This is a genomic window from Geomesophilobacter sediminis (genome assembly GCF_016458275.1).
GTDB classification, from domain to species: domain Bacteria; phylum Desulfobacterota; class Desulfuromonadia; order Geobacterales; family Geobacteraceae; genus Geomesophilobacter; species Geomesophilobacter sediminis.
The window spans coordinates 239,748-255,453 of record NZ_JAEMHM010000005.1 but is presented as its reverse complement, the minus strand read 5'-3'; the positions used below and the strand labels follow the sequence as shown (position 1 = coordinate 255,453).

Genomic DNA, 15,706 nt, shown 5'->3' with positions numbered 1-15,706 from the left:
GACTCCCAAGGGGCGGGATAGAAGAGTAGGCATGAAGTGGCATCGCATTGATATGAGGAAACCCAGATGATCTGTCCCCGGTGCCGGATGGCATTGCGGAAAACGCTTGTCGATAAGAGCTACGTGTGGATCTGCCCCAACTGTTCGGGACGAGCCGTCGCCCTTCCGGTGGTGCGGACCCGGATTCCGGATTCTGCTTTCCGTGATTTGTGGAAGCAGGGCAACGCTGCACCGGCGTCTGTTGATGTGCCGTGCCCGGTGTGCAATGTGAACATGTGCGAACTGAAGGCTGGTGGTGAGGTTGTTGACCTCTGCCGAAGCTGCCAGTTTCTCTGGTTCGACCGGAATGAGTTTGAGAATCTACCGCAAAATGCACTGCCTGCTGCACGTGCCGAGCTTTCCCCTGAGGGCAAAAAAGCGGTTGCGATGTTGCAGCTGGATTCGCTGAAGCAACAGCAGGAAGAAAAAGATGTCGGCCTAAGCTCCCCTGACAACGGGTGGGAACTCGTCCTCGGGTTTCTGGGCGTTCCGGTAGAGTACAACTCGAGGACTATTACCAACCTCCCCATCGCGACCTGGGCCCTTTCTGCGGTGATTGTCGTGGTCACCTTGCTATCTCTCGGCAGCCTCGATGACATTGTGAAGGAGTGGGGACTTCTGCCGGTTAACCCGCTGCGCCATGGGGGAATAACTTTCGTCTCTTCCTTCTTCCTCCACGCCGGAATGATCCATCTGATCGGCAATCTTTACTTTCTCGTTGTCTTCGGCGATAACGTCGAGGACGTCCTTGGCCCGGCAAAATTCCTCGTCTTAATCGCCCTAGCTGCACTGGTAGGAGATGTTGCCCAAATTGTCGCAGACCCGAGAGCTACCGTCCCTTCTATCGGGGCTAGTGGGGGAATCTCCGGAATACTGGCGTACTATGCTCTACGCTTTCCTAGAGCCAAAGTGGGAGTCCTTTGGTTTTTTCACTGGTTTCGTTTTCCGGTAGGATTCGTCCTGCTCTTCTGGGTCGGCTTGCAAATTCTCGGCGCGTTAACACAGATCTCAGGGGGCGGCCAAGTTTCATCTCTTGCCCATCTCGGTGGTGCAGTCGTAGGCCTACTGTTCTGGTGGTACCTGGACTTTGGGGACAAAAAAGCTCAACTGGCGGTGAGGTAGTGATAAACGGAAAAGAATCGGCTGGTCTTCCCAAAGGGGGCATGGGCCCAAACATGAAATCACTAGCCGCAGATGCACCCAGATAAAGGCAGATAGTCACAACAACAGGAGCAGGATCATGAAAAAGAATATTTTGGCTCTGGGTGGAATTCTTGTCGGTTCGCTAATAACCGCCACACCTGTGTTGGCCGGCCCAGCTACCGATGCCCTCATTACCTGCATGACTGACAATACGACAGGCAAAGATCGCAAGGATATGGCCCGATGGGTTTTTGCCGGCATGTCTGTTCACCCGACAATCGAGAGTCTTTCCAACGTGACTGATAAAGACCGGGATCAGTTTGACAAAGAGCTTGCTAGAATGGTCACCAGATTGCTGACCGAAAACTGTAAGGCGGAGGCAAAAGAGGCGTTGGGAAAAGAAGCCGGCGAAGCTCCGCTTAAAGCTGCCTTCAGTGTTATGGGAAAACTAGCAATGCAGGAGCTCCTGAATGATCCGAAAGTACAAGCTACGTTTACAAGCTTTGCTAAATATCTGGACGAGGATAAGTTCAAAGTATTTAATCCTGATTAAGTTCTGAATCTGGGAGACTGTTGCCACGGGTGAGAGGGGCGGTATGACACGGGTGCTACATATTACCAGCGGGGACATCGCTGGGGAGAACCTGAAGCAAAGCGGCGTGACGGGCGATTTGCTGGTCTGGCATGACATCCTTTACGAAGGTCCCCGGAATCCGGGCTGGCCGGAAGAGGAGACCTTACTGGCCCGCACCCAATTTCTTGATGAGGTCACCGACGGCGGGCTGGGCCGACAGCATATTCTGGAGACCTTGAGGGATCAGTACCGGAAACTCGAAACTGCCTCCGGATACGATGCCGTGATCCTTTGGTTCGACGCCTGCCTCTTCGATCAATCGATGTTGTCGCACATCCTTGCCTGTCTGAAGATCAAGGGCGTGGTCACCCCCGAACTCATTTGCGTTGCCGCCTTCCCGGGGATCGAACCGTATAACGGCATCGGACAACTTTCCCCCCAGCAGCTTGCTTCGGTCTACGGGCAACGCAGTCCGGTAACCGCCGAGCAGGTCGGGTTTGCCGAACGTGTCGACCGAGCCTTCGCCTTGCAGGACCTGGACGAATTCGCTCTTCTGGCGAAATACGACGCGGCGCCGCTGCCCTATCTCCCCGCGGCGGTGGATCGTTGGCTCAAGGAACAGCCCGATCCGGAAACCGGATTGGGGCTTCTGGAGCAATTGGCGCTCGATGCCATCCGCTCCGGCTGCCACCACCCTTGGGAAATCTTCCGGCATGTTGCCGCGCATGACACGCCTCCCCAGTACTGGGGGGACAGTACCCTCTGGGCAAAAATAAACCGGCTGGCGACGCTGAGCCCGCCCCTGGTGAAGATTGAAGGTCCTTCGGGAAAGCTCCCCCAGTGGATCAGCCAAGGGGGCGTCGAATCGTATCTCATTTACCCTTTGTAGAGCCGTCGCTTCGGAAGCGCACCGCAGAGGGCGCGGAGGCACGCCGAGGAAAACCGTTTTAAACAGGGATGAATAGGATGAAGGGGATTTGCTCGGCGCTGCCTGGAGTAAATCCCCTTCATCATATGCATCCCAGTTTGGTTGAAGTAATACGGGGGGCTTTCTTGTTCCTACGGGATGATGTTGATGAGGCCCCGCCGCAGCAAGGAACGCAGGGCCATCGCCGCGTCGGACGGGCTTGCGGCGATCCCGTGCAACCGCGCCAGCTGTTTCGATACCTCCACTTCTTCTCCGGTCATGAGGAGAAGGTCCCGCTCCAGGTCCTCCAGCCAGTGCTCGCTAGTCAGCGCTTTTCCGAGGAGGCGGGCTCGTACCTTGGAACGCAGCTCGCCTCCGAGCAGGAAAGACTCGGTAAGCGCGAGGGGGTGCGCCCGACGGATCCGGCAAGACGAAATGTCGTCCCGGCGTGCCGCTTTTTCCATGGCAAAGAAAGCGTCCACTTCGCCCCCTGCGTCGCGATCCGGCGGTGTAACGGTCTCAACCCGGGTCCAGGGCGGCCCGGCAGCGGGGTCGCTCCATCGAAAGAACAGGAGCACCGAAACGACCCGGGCGTAACCCTGTTGCCTTAAATTCTCCGACCATTCTCCTACCGACTCCAGGAACTCACCAAAATCGTAATCACCCTCGGCGTGCCCGATGGCATAGGTCTCCGCCGAATGTTCGCGCAGGCGCAGGATGACGACGTCCATCGGTGCGTCGCCGAGCCACCCGCGTACCCGATCGGCGACCGAAAACGCGTCCGACTCGCCGATCTCGGTGACGATGTGGGCGGTTCCCCCGGGGGCGAGACGCCGGGGGAGTCCTTCTACAATACGCCGCTGGACCTCTTCGCCGGACTTTCCTCCGTCGCGGAAGCCCAGGGTGTGGACCGGCGAGGGGACGAAAGGGGGATTGGCGGTGATGAGATCGAACCGCTCTTCTCCGACCGGTTGATACAGGTCGCCGGTTAAGCACTTCAGGTTTGCCGCACCGAAGAGCCGGGCGTTGAAACGGGTGCACTGGACGGCCCTCGGGCTTATGTCAACGGCGACCACCCGCTCGGCGTGCGCCGCAGCCAAAAGCGCATGGACGCCGGATCCGGTGCAGAGGTCCAGGGCGGACCCGACCGGCTTTCTCGACGTGGTGCGGGAGAGCCAGCGGCTGTCGGTGCCGATCGACATCACCAGGTCGAAAGGGATCGCGTGCCAACCCGGGTGCGGCAGTTTCGGCCAGGCGTGGTCCGAAACGACCAGGCGGTTTCCGACCGGATAGAGCGAGGCGCGGGCACGCCAGCTTCCCTGGACATCGCAGATGAGCAGACCGTTTCGCTGTAGGACCTCGGCGGCAGGAGGGTCGAACAGCCGAGCAAGTTCCTCGGCGGGCAAAATGCCCTGGAGCAGAAAAAGATCGATGAGCAGTGCCAGGGGATCACGGTCGCAAAGACGCTCCCTCCGATACAACGGGAGCGCCCGCCATCTCAGATCGGCCAGATCCTCGAGCCCCAGCCGTTCCCGCGTCCGGGCCTCGGTGTAGCCGAGATCGGTCACCCGGGCCACCGCTTGACGCAGCGCCGTCCCGTCCTTTTCATCGAAGGTGAAGGTCGGGGCCTCAGTAACTATCCGGTCTGCGGCGGAACTTCCATCACGCACTGACATCCTCCGTCCCTGCATAGGTGGGGTCTTGTTGCATGGGGGGTATTCTGCGCAGCAAGTCGGCAAGAAAGATGGACCAACCAAGGATATTTCCATCCCCGACATGCTTTTTTCTCCACGGTTTCTCCATGTTGTCTCCTCATTGCTCGGTTAAAAGGAACGGGCAATTTAAGAACCGCCCCGCAAATGGGAAGACCATGTTCCCCTCGCATTGGGAAAGGAGTAGGCAATGAACCCTGCACGCCTTGTCGCCATGTTGATTCTCCTGGCGGCGTCCGGCTGCGCCACCGATGGCGGCCCGCACCAGAGCAGACGGGCCGAATCGACGGCGGACCGGCAGCAACTCAGGCAAATCAAGAATACGGTCCGTGCCCTAAAGCAGGAGGGGATCGACGCGGTCAATTTTGACTACTGGCGACCGCTTCTCTTCACCGCGTGCATCAGTCTCAGGAGTTTTTCCCTGCCTCAGGAAAACCCCGCCGAGGCGGTACCAAGGTTGGAACAGGAGTTCGGGCCTCCGCGCGCGGCCCTGACCCCGTCTTTCGCGCTGGCGCAGTCGGCTGAGGGGACGCAGAAACTTCCCGACGATACCTGGACCGGCTTTGTCGAAACCTTCGATCTTTTCAAGGAGAAATTGGAGCGGAGCGGACGTAGTGGTACGGGGCGGGAAGGATTGGTGGCCCTCTACGGGAGCGCACTGGGCCGGGCGCCCCGGTGGCAGCTTTGGGTCGCGGACCGGTTTTCCCCGGGACTGACCACGGCTGTGCTCGTGAGAACGGGTGTCGAGGCCCAGGGGCTGCTGCAGCAACATTGGCTTGAAGTGGACTCCGGCCGCTACCCGGAAGGCGCGACCCGGAAAATCTTTGGCAACGGTTGGCAGCCCCGAGACTGGGCCACCCATGACCCGAAGGCGTCTGCGGCCCTGGCGCGGATCCTCACCCTTTTGGCCGGGTCCGAGGGGAGCGCCGAAAGGAGGGCCACCGCCGCGGTTGCAGTGCTCGACGATTTCCTCCGGGACCGGAACCTTTCGGGAACCGGTGCCGGTCCGAAGGTTTGCACTCCGGCGGTCGCCGAGGCGTTACCTGATATTCGGAAGGAAGACCTGCAACGCTACGGAGCCGAAGAGGAAGGGGCGGCTCCGGAACGCCAGGGGAAGAAAGGTCACAACCGCCGGGGGGCGGGTTTCTGACCGGAGGGGAGCAGCAAGGAACGGGGGCACTGATTTGAGGATGAGTGATGAAGCGGGAGCCGGTGGCTGCTTGAACAAGGATTTGAAGTCCCCCTTTAGGCAAAGGGGGGGAGGGTGATTTGCCTCTAATGTCCAGCTCTTACGTGAGGTAGAACCTAAATCCTCAAAAACCAAATCCCCCCTGCCCCCCTTTGCCAAAGGGGGATCAAAGGACGGACTTCTTTTGGAGCCGAGAGGTCCCTTTTCGAGCCGCAGGGTGCCTGGTCTTGAAAAAATGACAGTGTGGCTGATTAAGAATAGTGAGGTCCCTTTTCCGCACAGATGTCCCGTAGGTGAACATTCCATATCTGGTCTCGATGCGCCTAACCTATTGTAACTGCACAGAATTATTTTTGGCATGGTTCCCGCAAAGAGGTGCCCAACCTGTCGTAAAGTCCTGTTGTAAAACAATACCTAGGAGGGTACCCACCATGGAAGCTATCTTTGGAACCGCATTAATCGCATTTACTGTTATGAGCATCGTCGCCGTTTCGGTTCAGTACCTGGCTTACCGGAATTCCGAATACCACAAAGCGTCGGAGGAGCGTCGCAATGCCCGCCGCTCGGTTTCCTGGAAGGGGTCCGTGCAACCGCTCGTTTAGTTTCTTTCTCCAGATCGAAATCACCAATTTTCCAGGCGTGAAAAAGAAACGGCCGGCATCCCGAAGGGGACGCCGGCCGTTCTTTTTCACGTTTGATGAGGTTGGTGGAGCCGGCCGTTTCTGGTCTAGCGTGAGCCTGCAGAGTGCCGGGGTGCCGGAGACGAAAGTGTGGCAACTCGGAGAAGGGCTCCCAGCGCAAAGGTTGCGAAGCCCGGTCCGCTGGCGAACCGGGCTCCGCTACTTGGGAATATCACTGTGGCCGGGGCGGCGCTGCTAATCGGAAACGATGCCGCTCCCCTTGGTGGCCTTCCATTGGAACTGGTGCGGCCACTTCGTCGTGTCGGTCGTGGTGATGGCGGTGTGGCAGACATAGCAGGCATTGGGGCGTTTGCCGCTGCCGTGGGCTTCCATGAAGTCGCCGAGCCCTTCACCTTTGGAGTTCGCGTGGCAGGCCCCGCAGCTGCCGATCGCCTTGGCGTAGTTCTGGTACTGCTGCGACTGGTAGTTGTCGATGTCCACCCGGGAGGGGACCATGGCATGCGGGCTGCCGTGGCAGCTGGAGCAGTAGACCCCGCCGTGGCCGACGGAGTTTCTGAAGAGGGTGGCGCCGGTGTCGACCTGGGCCACGCCGGCGTGGCAGGTCACGCATTTCGGTTCATTCACCCAGGGGACCTTGGTGTTGTTGGTGATCGAGGCGGCCATGGTCGCCATGCTGCCGTGGCAGGTGGTGCAGTTGCCGTCCGGGGCGGTGTGGGCGAGGCTTCGGCTGCACTGGGTCTTCGCGCCGGGATGACAGTCGTAGCAGGAAGCCCCTTTGGAGGCATGGTAGCCGTGGATCGCTTCGGAGAGGTATTTACCGGAAGTGCCGCGCCCGCTCGTCCCCAAAGCCGGGCTCCCGTGGCAGGAGGCGCACAGGACCGGCATCTGGTTCACCAGGTTGGTCCCCACGTTCTTGTCGTGCTTCAAAAGGACGTCGAGCATCGGGTTCTTGTTGCCGTTATGGCACTTGGCGCAGTTGATCTCGTCCGAGATCGGGATGGTGGTCCGGGTCTGGGCCACGATGTTGCCGCTTTTGTCCTTCACGGTCACTTTGATCACCTGGAACGGATTCCAGACGCCGGAGTCGTCGATGGGGGTGATCGGAACCCCGTTCACCTGGAAGTGGTCCCCTTTGGCCACCATCTTTCCGGCAAGCCCGTTGTGGATGGTCGGATCGACCAGGTTGAGGCCGGTGTCGGTGGCGAGGTTCACCCCGAAGAGCTTCGCGCAGTACTGCCAGAACTGCCAGTAGGTCCCCTTGTTGGAAGAGAGGGTGTTGTTCACCACGCGGTATTCGACGGTCAGCCCCGCGGTCACCACCTTGGGGGGATTGCCGCGCTGCAGCACCTGCGCCCAGACGTTGTTGTAGGGGGGGAGGATCACCGCGGTGTCGTAGCTGGAGTTGGCGCAGTGCATGCCGAGGTCGTTCCAGGCGAAGACGACGTAGCTCGCGCCGTTTTGCGCCGGAACGATCGTGCCGGGGTGGGAAGGGGGCATCTGGGCCGGCGGCGGGGTCCAGGTGGTGGTCGACGTGCCGGTCGAGGTGGAACCGGTGGAGCCGGTCGTGGTGCCCGAGCCGCTCGTCGACGTGGTGGTAGCGAGCGCGGTGGCAATCGCCTGGATCTGGGTGGTGGTCAGCTTGGAAAGCGAGCGCATGGCGCTCACCGTGGAGATGGCATTGGTGATGCGCGCGGTGGTCGCCCCTTTCTTGGTGGAACTGGCCAACTGCCCGTGGCAGCTTGCACAGTAGGTGGCGTAGAGCGAAGCTCCGCTGGGTGCGGTGGCCGCCTCGCTGGTACCGTGAGCCGAAAGAGAAAAAGCGATCGTCATCAACGAAAAGAACAGAGAACCCAACACCTTGTACTGCATACTACCTCCTGAATAATGAGTCGAATTCCACATGGGCGGAAACGCTACCCCGGCCCAACCGGCCGGTGTTTCGCGTCCCTGACAGGGTGCATTTCCTGCGTTCAAGCCGATCGGTCCCGGGGGACCACTGCTGCCGAATACCTCCTTCGAGTGGGATGCGCAGGCGGATATCGGCAACAAAAAAAGCCGGGCTGCCAATATCCTTTGATATTTCGGCAACCCGGCTGTCTCGTGGAGACCCTGTAGGCTTTCCGCCCCACCCTCGCGGGTGGTTTAGTATTCTCGTGTATCGATCTATATGACTACCTGCATGTGCTGCACATAGAGCAAGGTGCGTGCCATCTGTAGAACGCAGCGCCGCGGCATTGGTTGACACGCAGTTGGCGCGGCGTTTTAGGGCGGAAGGGGACCCCGTTGCGATCGCTGCCCAACCCGCGCCAAGGCTGTTCAGAAAAGGCACAGCTGTTCAGGAAAGGGTCGGAAATGTTCAGGGAAAGGACAGGATCCGGGCTCCCGTGATGGGCGACACAAAGGTTGCCTTTTTGGTCCGGTTCCGATAATATGCAACCATAAGGTTGCGGTTTTTTCCGCCGCAACGGGAGGTATGACATGAACGATCGCATCGAGAAACGCATCGAGTTGAAGGCGTCGCCGGCGCGGGTCTGGCAGGCGCTGACCGACCATAAGGAATTTGGCGAGTGGTTCCACATCAACCTGGAGGGTCCCTTCGTTCCGGGACAGGTAACGCGCGGCAACATCACCTACCCGGGGTACGAGTGGCTGGTGGTCGAGTTCGACGTGCTCAAGATGGAGCCGAAGCGGCTCTTCTCCTACCACTGGCACCCCTATCCGGCCGATCCGGCGGTGGACTATTCCCAGGAGACGCCGACCCTGGTCGAATTCCGGCTGGAAGAGATTTCCGGCGGGACGCTCCTTAGGGTCACGGAATCCGGCTTTGACAAGATCCCGGCTCACCGTCGCGAAGAGGCGTTCCGGATGAACGACGGCGGCTGGTCCGAACAGCTGCAGAACATCGAGGCCCATGTCGCGCAGAAACCTTAGCCCGACGGCACGCCAGCCGGAGCCGGCCCCGGTGTTTGCGGCACTGGGGGACCCGACCCGGCTGGCGCTGGTGGCGAAACTGTCCCGCGGGGGCGCCAGTTCCATCGTGCAGCTCACCGAGGGGACCGAGCTGAGCCGGCAGGCGGTCACCAAGCATCTCAAGATCCTGGAGCAGGCGGGGATCGTGCACAGCGTCCGCTCCGGGCGGGAGAGCCGCTACGAGCTCGATCCGGCTCCGCTTGCCGAGGTGAAGGATTACCTGGACCGGGTCTCGGCGGAGTGGGACCAGGCGCTTATGCGGCTGAAGGCTTTTGTCGAAGAGTAAGGGGATGCGGGAAGCGGGAAGCGCACCGCAGAGGTCGCTGAGGGACGCGGAGAAAAGGCGGTCTTAACACGGGAAAAGCTGTTCAACAGGGATAGAGGGGATGCAGGGGATGCACCAGACGTAGCTGGTAAATCCCTGGCACGGGTTCATCCCTGCTATGAAAAATGAGCCGCCAAGGCTGCCGGCATCGGAGCCGTCGGTTTGGCTAACAAGTAAAGGCGCATCTCCTTTTGTCGCTTGCCAAGAGGGAGATGCGCCTTTTGTCGTTGGAACTTCTCTCTTTGTATGGGGCAGGGGGGATCAGCGGCGCTGCAGTTTTCCGGCGAGGTTCCCCAAAAGGGCGATGCCGGCGGCGACGCGGTCGGACCAGAAGGCGGCGCTCAGCCTCAGATAGTTGCGGTAGGTCCCGGGGCGGGCGGAAAAGACCGGCCCGGGGGCGAAGGTGATCCCCCGCTCGCGTGCCATTTCGTAGAGCTGAACCGAATCGACGGACTCCGGCATCTCGACCCAGAGCACGAAGCCTCCTTCGGGGCGGGAGACGCGGGTTCCGGCCGGGAACTGCTCGCTCACCGCCTGGGTGATCAGCGCGAGCTGGCGGCCGTAGATCCGGCGCAGCCGGCGCAGGTGTGCCTCGTAGCCGCCGTTGGCCAGAAACTCGGCGATGGCGAGTTGCGGCGGCACCGCGTTGGTCAGACTGGTGACCGCCTTCAGCCGCTCCACCTCGGCGCGGTACCGGCCCGGCGCGATCCAGCCGACCCGGTAGCCGGGGGCGATGGTCTTGGAAAAGGAGGAACAAAGGAGCACCCGCCCGTCCGGGTCGTAGGCCTTGGCCACCGTGGGGCGGCTCGGACCCAAGGGGAGATCGCCGTAGATGTCGTCCTCGATGAGCGGCAGGTCGTGGCGCGCGAGCAGACGCACCAGTTCCCGCTTGGCGTCGTCCGGCATCACGCTCCCCAGGGGATTGCTGAAGTTGGTGATGAAGAGGCAGGCGTTCACCCGGTTGTTCTCCAGCACGAAGCGGAGCGTGTCGAGATTCACCCCGTGCTGCGGATCGGCCGGGATCTCCAGGGTCTTCAGGTCGAGGGCGGCGATGGCCTGCAGGGTATTGAAGAAGGTGGGGGATTCGACGACCACCGTGTCGCCGGGACGGCAGACGGCGCGCAGGGCGAGCTCCACCGCCTCGGTGCAGCCGTTGGTGACGAGGAGATCGTCCGGAGAAAAGGAACAGCCGGCGGTCAGCATCCGGCGGGCGATCTGCTGGCGCAGCCGGGGATTGCCCGCCGGGCGCTCGTAAGATAGGCTCTGGCCGCCAAACCGGCGCGTTTCGCTGGAGAGCATCCGGTTCAGGCGGTCCACCGGCAGATTGTCAAGATCGGGAATCGCCGCGCCGAGCTGGACGAAAGCGGGGTCGCCGGCGTCGCGGTAGATCATCAGCGCGAGTTCGCTGTTGTCCACGTTGGTCGGGCGCAAAAGCTCACGGTCGCCGGCCGGGAGCCGCAGCGGCGCCGGGCGCTTGGGACATACGTAGTAGCCGGACTGGGGCCGCACCGCCACCACACCCCGGTCTTCCAACAGGGCATACGCCTCCAGCACGGTCGACGGGCTCACCTTGAGCTGGCGGCTTAGCCCCCGCACCGACGGGATCCGGTCCCCCGGCTGGAAGGTTCCTTGTTCGACCAGCGCGGCGACCCGTTCGGCGACCTGTTCGTAGAGCAGGTTTTTGTCTCCCGATAGACCGTTCATGCCAGGCATAGTAGCGCGAAGCCGTCTTGCAGTACAGATACAATTTCGACCAAGGTGCACCGATACAGTTTGCGTTCCGAGCCGACTATACCGCTTCACTTTGCCGGGATCTGCATCTTTTGCGGGGCCCCCTCCGGACCTATACTGAAGCCCGGGAAAAGGAGGATGCCATGCAGATCAGCCTGGAAAAGGAACAGGGGGTGACGTTGCAGGGGGATTGCCGCGGGATACGGGTGCGCTGCCTGGCCGGGGTGTTGTGGCTGACCCAGTGCGGCGACGAGCGGGATTACCTGCTGCGCCCGGAAGAGGAATTCGTGGTGCGGCGCCGGGGGAAGGTGATCATCGAGGCGTGGCGGGATGCGGTCCTGACCCTGCCGCCGGAGGCGGAGCCGACCGGCTGGCTGGAACGGCTGGCATGCCGGTTTGCCGCGCTGCGCCGGCCGGTGATCCCGACAACCATTAAGCGCACCGCAACGGTCGCGGAGGGGCGCGGAGGAAAAACTTTCTGAACGGGGATGAACGGGATGAAGAGGATTTCCAAGGCTCAACTATCCCCTTCATCCGGTTCAGCTCGGCGGGAAATCAGGGTTCCCGAAAAGCTTCCAGCTCCGGCGCGGTCATGCTTGCGACGAACTCGGTGATGGTATACCGGGCGAGACCGCGCGCCTTGAACGGGTCTTGCTCGAGAACGGCGTCCAGCTGTTCGCGGGTGATGCCGCGGGCTAGGATGATCCCGCCGGTGCGGGGGATTTTGCGGCCCGAGGCAACCAGGATCCCCTTGGCGTACTGCTCGCGCAGAAACGCCACATGGGCCTCCAGGGCCTCGTCGATTTCATTAAGCGGTACCTGGTACTGGACATCGATCAAAAACATATTCACTCTCCTCCTTTGGGATCAGTAAAGCGCACCGCAGAGGGCGCAGGGGTACACAGAGGAAAATCAAATTAACGGGGGGCACAGGATAAACAAGAATACGGATCGTCTCCATCCTGGTCAGAAGCTCTCAGCTTCGGCGTAGAGGTAAATTCATTGAACAGGGATGCAGGGGATGCAGGGGAAACCTTCATCTGTTCAAATAAAAGTCCCTCGGCGCACCTTGGCGTCCTCTGCGGTCGGCTTTCAGGATTTCATTAAGCGGTGCCTGGCACTGGACATGTGTGGCACTGGACATGCGGTGGGCTTTGGGCTATTCCGACAGTTCCCGCCAGCGGAAACAGTCCACCACGTGATCGTTCACCATTCCGACCGCTTGCATGTGGGCATAGCAGATGGTGCTCCCAACGAAGCGGAAGCCGCGCTTTTTCAGGTCGCGGCTCAGCGCGTCGGAGACCGGGGTGCTCGCCGGGATGTCGCTCAGCGTCTTCCTTGCGTTCTGGATCGGCTTGCCGTCCACGAAACGCCACAGGTAGGCGTCGAAACTTCCGAATTCCTCCTGCACTTTGAGAAAGGCACGGGCGTTGCCGACGGCCGCGGCGATCTTGAGCCGGTTGCGGACGATGCCGGGGTTGGCGAGAAGCTCGGCCGTCTTGGCGTCGTCGAAGCGGGCCACCAGCTCCGGATCGAAACCGGCAAAGGCGGCCCGGTAGGCTTCCCGTTTCCGGAGGATGGTGATCCAGGAGAGGCCGGCCTGCGCCCCCTCCAGGATGAGGAATTCGAAGAGGAGCCGGTCGTCGTGCACCGGCACCCCCCATTCCCGGTCGTGATAGTCATGGTAGAGCGGATCGCTACCCGCCCAGGCGCAGCGGGTGAGGTTTGGAGAGGTATCCATCGTTTGCCTCCTGAAGGGAGTATCTTCATGATCAAGCGCGTCGACGCAACCTAGCACGATCTTTCGGTAAACCAAAGCAAAAGGAAATATCCCTTTAACAAAGGTCAGGAAAAATCTCTCGTGCCGGCTTAGTTGAGGGTTTGAAGTCTTAGCAAAGGGGGGATTTAGGGAAATTTGCTTCTGAGCCGCGCATGTTACGGGGTGACGTCTTGTCCAAAGGGTATGTTGTCCCAGTTAACCCTATCCTCACCCTGTCCGCTGCAAGCCGTGCTCTCGCACGTTCATCCCGCTCCGAATCCTGCCGACGGGGCTTCTTTGTTTACCCCTCCTGATCTCCTCATTCGGGGCCCGCCATGAACCTGCCGCAATGGGTTCCGGACTGCGGGCAACTTGGTCCGAATCAGGCTGCAGGAACTGACCGCACTTAGGGAACGTGTCGAAGGGGAGAGCTGCTGTACCGGATTTGTCCCCAGGATCAGCTTCGGCCTTGCTAAACATCAGTGCATTAAGCTGATTGGCGCCTACCTTCTGCTCTGGGTGGTGCACTACGGAGAATGGCCCCAGGCGCAGCAGGAAAGGCAAAGCGTGGCATATGAGATATGGCAACGAGTTTGCGGCAGGTGTCCGCGACAATACCTTTCCGCCCGGTGCGGCGCACACCGAAGGTCGAGGTGCCGGGAATCCAGACGGCGTTGGTGGTGGGGCCGCCGGGCGAAAAAATATATACCGATCGTTACGGCAGGGTGAAGGTGCTAATTGAAGCTGGTATGGAATGTGGAGCGGCGAAGCAAGGTAGGCGTCTGGTATTCCATTTACGAAATCAGCGGAAAATGGGACATTGAGAAGAAGGTGGCAATACCCCCACCTTCTTTCTATCAGGCAGTGACAGAGAGGAAAACTGATTAACTGCTTCTTCGACTACCTTTTGGTTTGCCAGTAGAGACTTACGCTCAACACGGAAGCCAGGAGTATGAGGATAGGTATTGACAAAGCGGGCACTGCTGGAATAACCCCTTGTTTAAAGCTTACCTGAAGTGTGTGGTTGCTTGTCACATGGGACAAGCTATATCCAAAGTTACTTTTATCGATCCATACCATTGAGGAAACATCAACTCCGTTGTCATATAGTTTGTCGATCGTATAGCCAGTATTCGGGGTAATGGTAAATGAGAAGCTATCATTGTAATTGACAGCCCGAGATGTGGGATTAATAGTGCCATTTCCAGAACTGCTCGTAACCATAGTAAACGTTTGAATGTCAAACTGCGCATTGACCTTTTTAGCAGCATTCATTCCAACTGTACATTGATCGCCGTTTACATAGTCACAACCGGTCCAGGAAGTAAGTGTTGATCCACTCGTTGGATTTGATTTCAAGATTACATTGGTATTTTGTGGGAATAGCATTGTAGAGTTTGTTGAAAAGGCATATCCCCCTGATGCACTAACGGTTCCACTTCCATTGCCGGTAAAATCAATTTCGAAGACCGTATCAGCATATTGCGATGGCGTAGAACTATGATAATAGCCCCAGTACCAAAAAGTCCCGTCGCTTTTTACTGCAGCTATTTCTTGATATCCACTCCCGATATGCAGTACGTTTGAGATGCCTGAGACCTGTTTAACTACTGTTATTGGCGTAAATGAACCCCAAGTTGATGAAAAAGATCCGGCCATCCAAACTGTGCCATCACTCTTTAGAGCAATTACGTAGCCGTCTCCAGCTGCGATTTCAGTAATGCCGTTCAGCCCAGAAAGCTTATATGGAGTTTTTATTTCATCATACCCACCCCACACCCAAACACTACCATCGTTTTTTAAGGCCACGCTGTTAAATTCACTTGTTGCAATTGCAGTAATACCAGATAACCCTTGGACCTGCTCTGGAATGTTATTGTTATTGAATGTTCCATTCCCTAATTGACCATGCCCGTTATATCCCCAGGCCCAAACAGCACCATCGTTATTTAGTGCAAGAACATGCCCGCCTTTAGAAGAAACAGCCTTTGCATTTCCAAACCCGAGCGCTTTGACTGGAGCGCACCTAGTTAGCTGCGTGCCATCTCCAAGTTCTCCATTTGCATTACGTCCTTTACCCCAAATTGTGCCGTCGCTTTTAACTATTATTGTATTATCGACGCCAGCGTTAATGGATTTGATATTTGAAAAATCCGTCAGCTGGATTGGTGAGGTAACGACAGACGCCGTGTATCCATTGCTGCCGGAGTTATCAAACAAGTTGCAAGTACTATTCCCTCCCAATCCCCACAATGTGCCATCAGCCTTGAGAAAAAGTGTTTCGCTCATACTCTGGGAAAGATCAACAACATTAACCGCCCCTTCTACCTGGAAATCTGGACGTATATTCGTCGGTGCCATCCAGTAATTGTATTGCCAGACCGTACCATCGTCCTTAAGGCCAAAGAATGGGTCTGTAAACCATCCTCCTACCACGTTGGTTAGGTTGGCTCCATTGGCTATTCCTGGAACCATGAGCAAGATGATTATGAATGTATGGGCAAGCTGCCGTAGTCCGCTCCTTTGGTTGATCATTCTCATTTTGCCCCCGGGCTTAAATAAATGTATTTTAGTTTCAACTCCATTTATCCTGGCTGCAGAGCGGAGTTTTTTAGCCAAAAAAAAGCCCGCAAAGAGACCGTTGTCTCATTTGCGGGCTTTCTGGTTCATCGCGATGTCAGCAAAGTTCCCGGATGTGGGACCTTTATAACAGGAA

The 15,706-nt window shown here is 58.7% G+C and carries 14 protein-coding genes and 1 riboswitch; of the genes, 8 read left to right on the top strand and 6 right to left on the bottom strand.

Annotated elements, in window-relative coordinates; translation table 11 throughout:
• Nucleotides 1–66: 66 nt before the first annotated feature.
• The 3 genes from JFN93_RS07795 (at nucleotide 67) to JFN93_RS07785 (ending at nucleotide 2,645) form a co-directional block, all read left to right on the top strand.
• On the top strand, nucleotides 67–1,161 hold the full coding sequence (locus JFN93_RS07795) for a rhomboid family intramembrane serine protease (protein WP_199383442.1): 1,095 nt from the start codon (nucleotides 67–69) through the stop codon (nucleotides 1,159–1,161).
• A gap of 118 nt (nucleotides 1,162–1,279) precedes the next feature.
• Entirely contained in the window at nucleotides 1,280–1,735 is a 456-nt protein-coding gene (locus JFN93_RS07790; RefSeq protein WP_199383441.1) for a hypothetical protein, read from the top strand.
• Between the two features lie 43 nt (nucleotides 1,736–1,778).
• Nucleotides 1,779–2,645 carry a DUF1835 domain-containing protein gene (locus JFN93_RS07785; RefSeq protein WP_199383440.1) on the top strand — a complete coding sequence of 289 codons (867 nt, stop codon included), beginning with the start codon at nucleotides 1,779–1,781 and terminating at the stop codon, nucleotides 2,643–2,645.
• A gap of 170 nt (nucleotides 2,646–2,815) precedes the next feature.
• Here the strand turns inward: JFN93_RS07785 and JFN93_RS07780 are convergent, their stop codons facing one another.
• A complete protein-coding gene (locus JFN93_RS07780; RefSeq protein WP_199383439.1) occupies nucleotides 2,816–4,333 on the bottom strand; it encodes a methyltransferase in 1,518 nt (505 codons plus the stop codon).
• A gap of 232 nt (nucleotides 4,334–4,565) precedes the next feature.
• Between JFN93_RS07780 and JFN93_RS07775 the strand changes: the two genes are divergently transcribed.
• A complete protein-coding gene (locus JFN93_RS07775; protein ID WP_199383438.1) occupies nucleotides 4,566–5,525 on the top strand; it encodes a hypothetical protein in 960 nt (319 codons plus the stop codon).
• Nucleotides 5,526–5,995: 470 nt separating this feature from the next.
• On the top strand, nucleotides 5,996–6,166 hold the full coding sequence (locus JFN93_RS07770) for a hypothetical protein (protein ID WP_199383437.1): 171 nt from the start codon (nucleotides 5,996–5,998) through the stop codon (nucleotides 6,164–6,166).
• A 273-nt stretch (nucleotides 6,167–6,439) separates the two neighbouring features.
• On the opposite strand, the gene JFN93_RS07765 is transcribed toward JFN93_RS07770, so the two are convergent.
• On the bottom strand, nucleotides 6,440–8,074 hold the full coding sequence (locus JFN93_RS07765) for a cytochrome c3 family protein (RefSeq protein ID WP_199383436.1): 1,635 nt from the start codon (nucleotides 8,072–8,074) through the stop codon (nucleotides 6,440–6,442).
• A 211-nt stretch (nucleotides 8,075–8,285) separates the two neighbouring features.
• Nucleotides 8,286–8,362, bottom strand: a riboswitch (cyclic di-GMP riboswitch).
• 321 nt (nucleotides 8,363–8,683) lie between these two features.
• Here JFN93_RS07765 and JFN93_RS07760 point away from each other — a divergent pair.
• Together JFN93_RS07760 and JFN93_RS07755 are read left to right on the top strand one after the other, a co-directional pair.
• Nucleotides 8,684–9,136: an SRPBCC family protein gene (locus JFN93_RS07760; protein WP_199383435.1), complete on the top strand. Its 453-nt coding sequence runs from the start codon at nucleotides 8,684–8,686 to the stop codon at nucleotides 9,134–9,136.
• Nucleotides 9,117–9,461 carry an ArsR/SmtB family transcription factor gene (locus tag JFN93_RS07755; RefSeq protein WP_199383434.1) on the top strand — a complete coding sequence of 115 codons (345 nt, stop codon included), beginning with the start codon at nucleotides 9,117–9,119 and terminating at the stop codon, nucleotides 9,459–9,461. Before JFN93_RS07760 ends, JFN93_RS07755 begins: the two co-directional genes overlap by 20 nt.
• Nucleotides 9,462–9,761: 300 nt before the next feature.
• Here the strand turns inward: JFN93_RS07755 and JFN93_RS07750 are convergent, their stop codons facing one another.
• Entirely contained in the window at nucleotides 9,762–11,204 is a 1,443-nt protein-coding gene (locus tag JFN93_RS07750; protein ID WP_199383433.1) for an aminotransferase-like domain-containing protein, read from the bottom strand.
• Nucleotides 11,205–11,374: 170 nt separating this feature from the next.
• On the opposite strand from JFN93_RS07750, the gene JFN93_RS07745 reads away from it, so the two are divergent.
• Entirely contained in the window at nucleotides 11,375–11,713 is a 339-nt protein-coding gene (locus JFN93_RS07745; RefSeq protein WP_199383432.1) for a DUF2917 domain-containing protein, read from the top strand.
• Between the two features lie 73 nt (nucleotides 11,714–11,786).
• Here JFN93_RS07745 and JFN93_RS07740 read toward each other — a convergent pair whose 3' ends face one another.
• The 3 genes from JFN93_RS07740 to JFN93_RS07730 form a co-directional block, all read right to left on the bottom strand.
• The gene (locus tag JFN93_RS07740) at nucleotides 11,787–12,077 is read right to left on the bottom strand and encodes a YciI family protein (protein WP_199383431.1); all 291 of its coding nucleotides are present in this window, start codon (nucleotides 12,075–12,077) and stop codon (nucleotides 11,787–11,789) included.
• 313 nt (nucleotides 12,078–12,390) lie between these two features.
• Nucleotides 12,391–12,972, bottom strand: a complete 582-nt coding sequence (locus JFN93_RS07735) for a DNA-3-methyladenine glycosylase I (protein ID WP_199383430.1) — start codon at nucleotides 12,970–12,972, stop codon at nucleotides 12,391–12,393.
• A 918-nt stretch (nucleotides 12,973–13,890) separates the two neighbouring features.
• Entirely contained in the window at nucleotides 13,891–15,531 is a 1,641-nt protein-coding gene (locus tag JFN93_RS07730; RefSeq protein ID WP_199383429.1) for an RCC1 domain-containing protein, read from the bottom strand.
• Nucleotides 15,532–15,706: the final 175 nt, after the last annotated feature.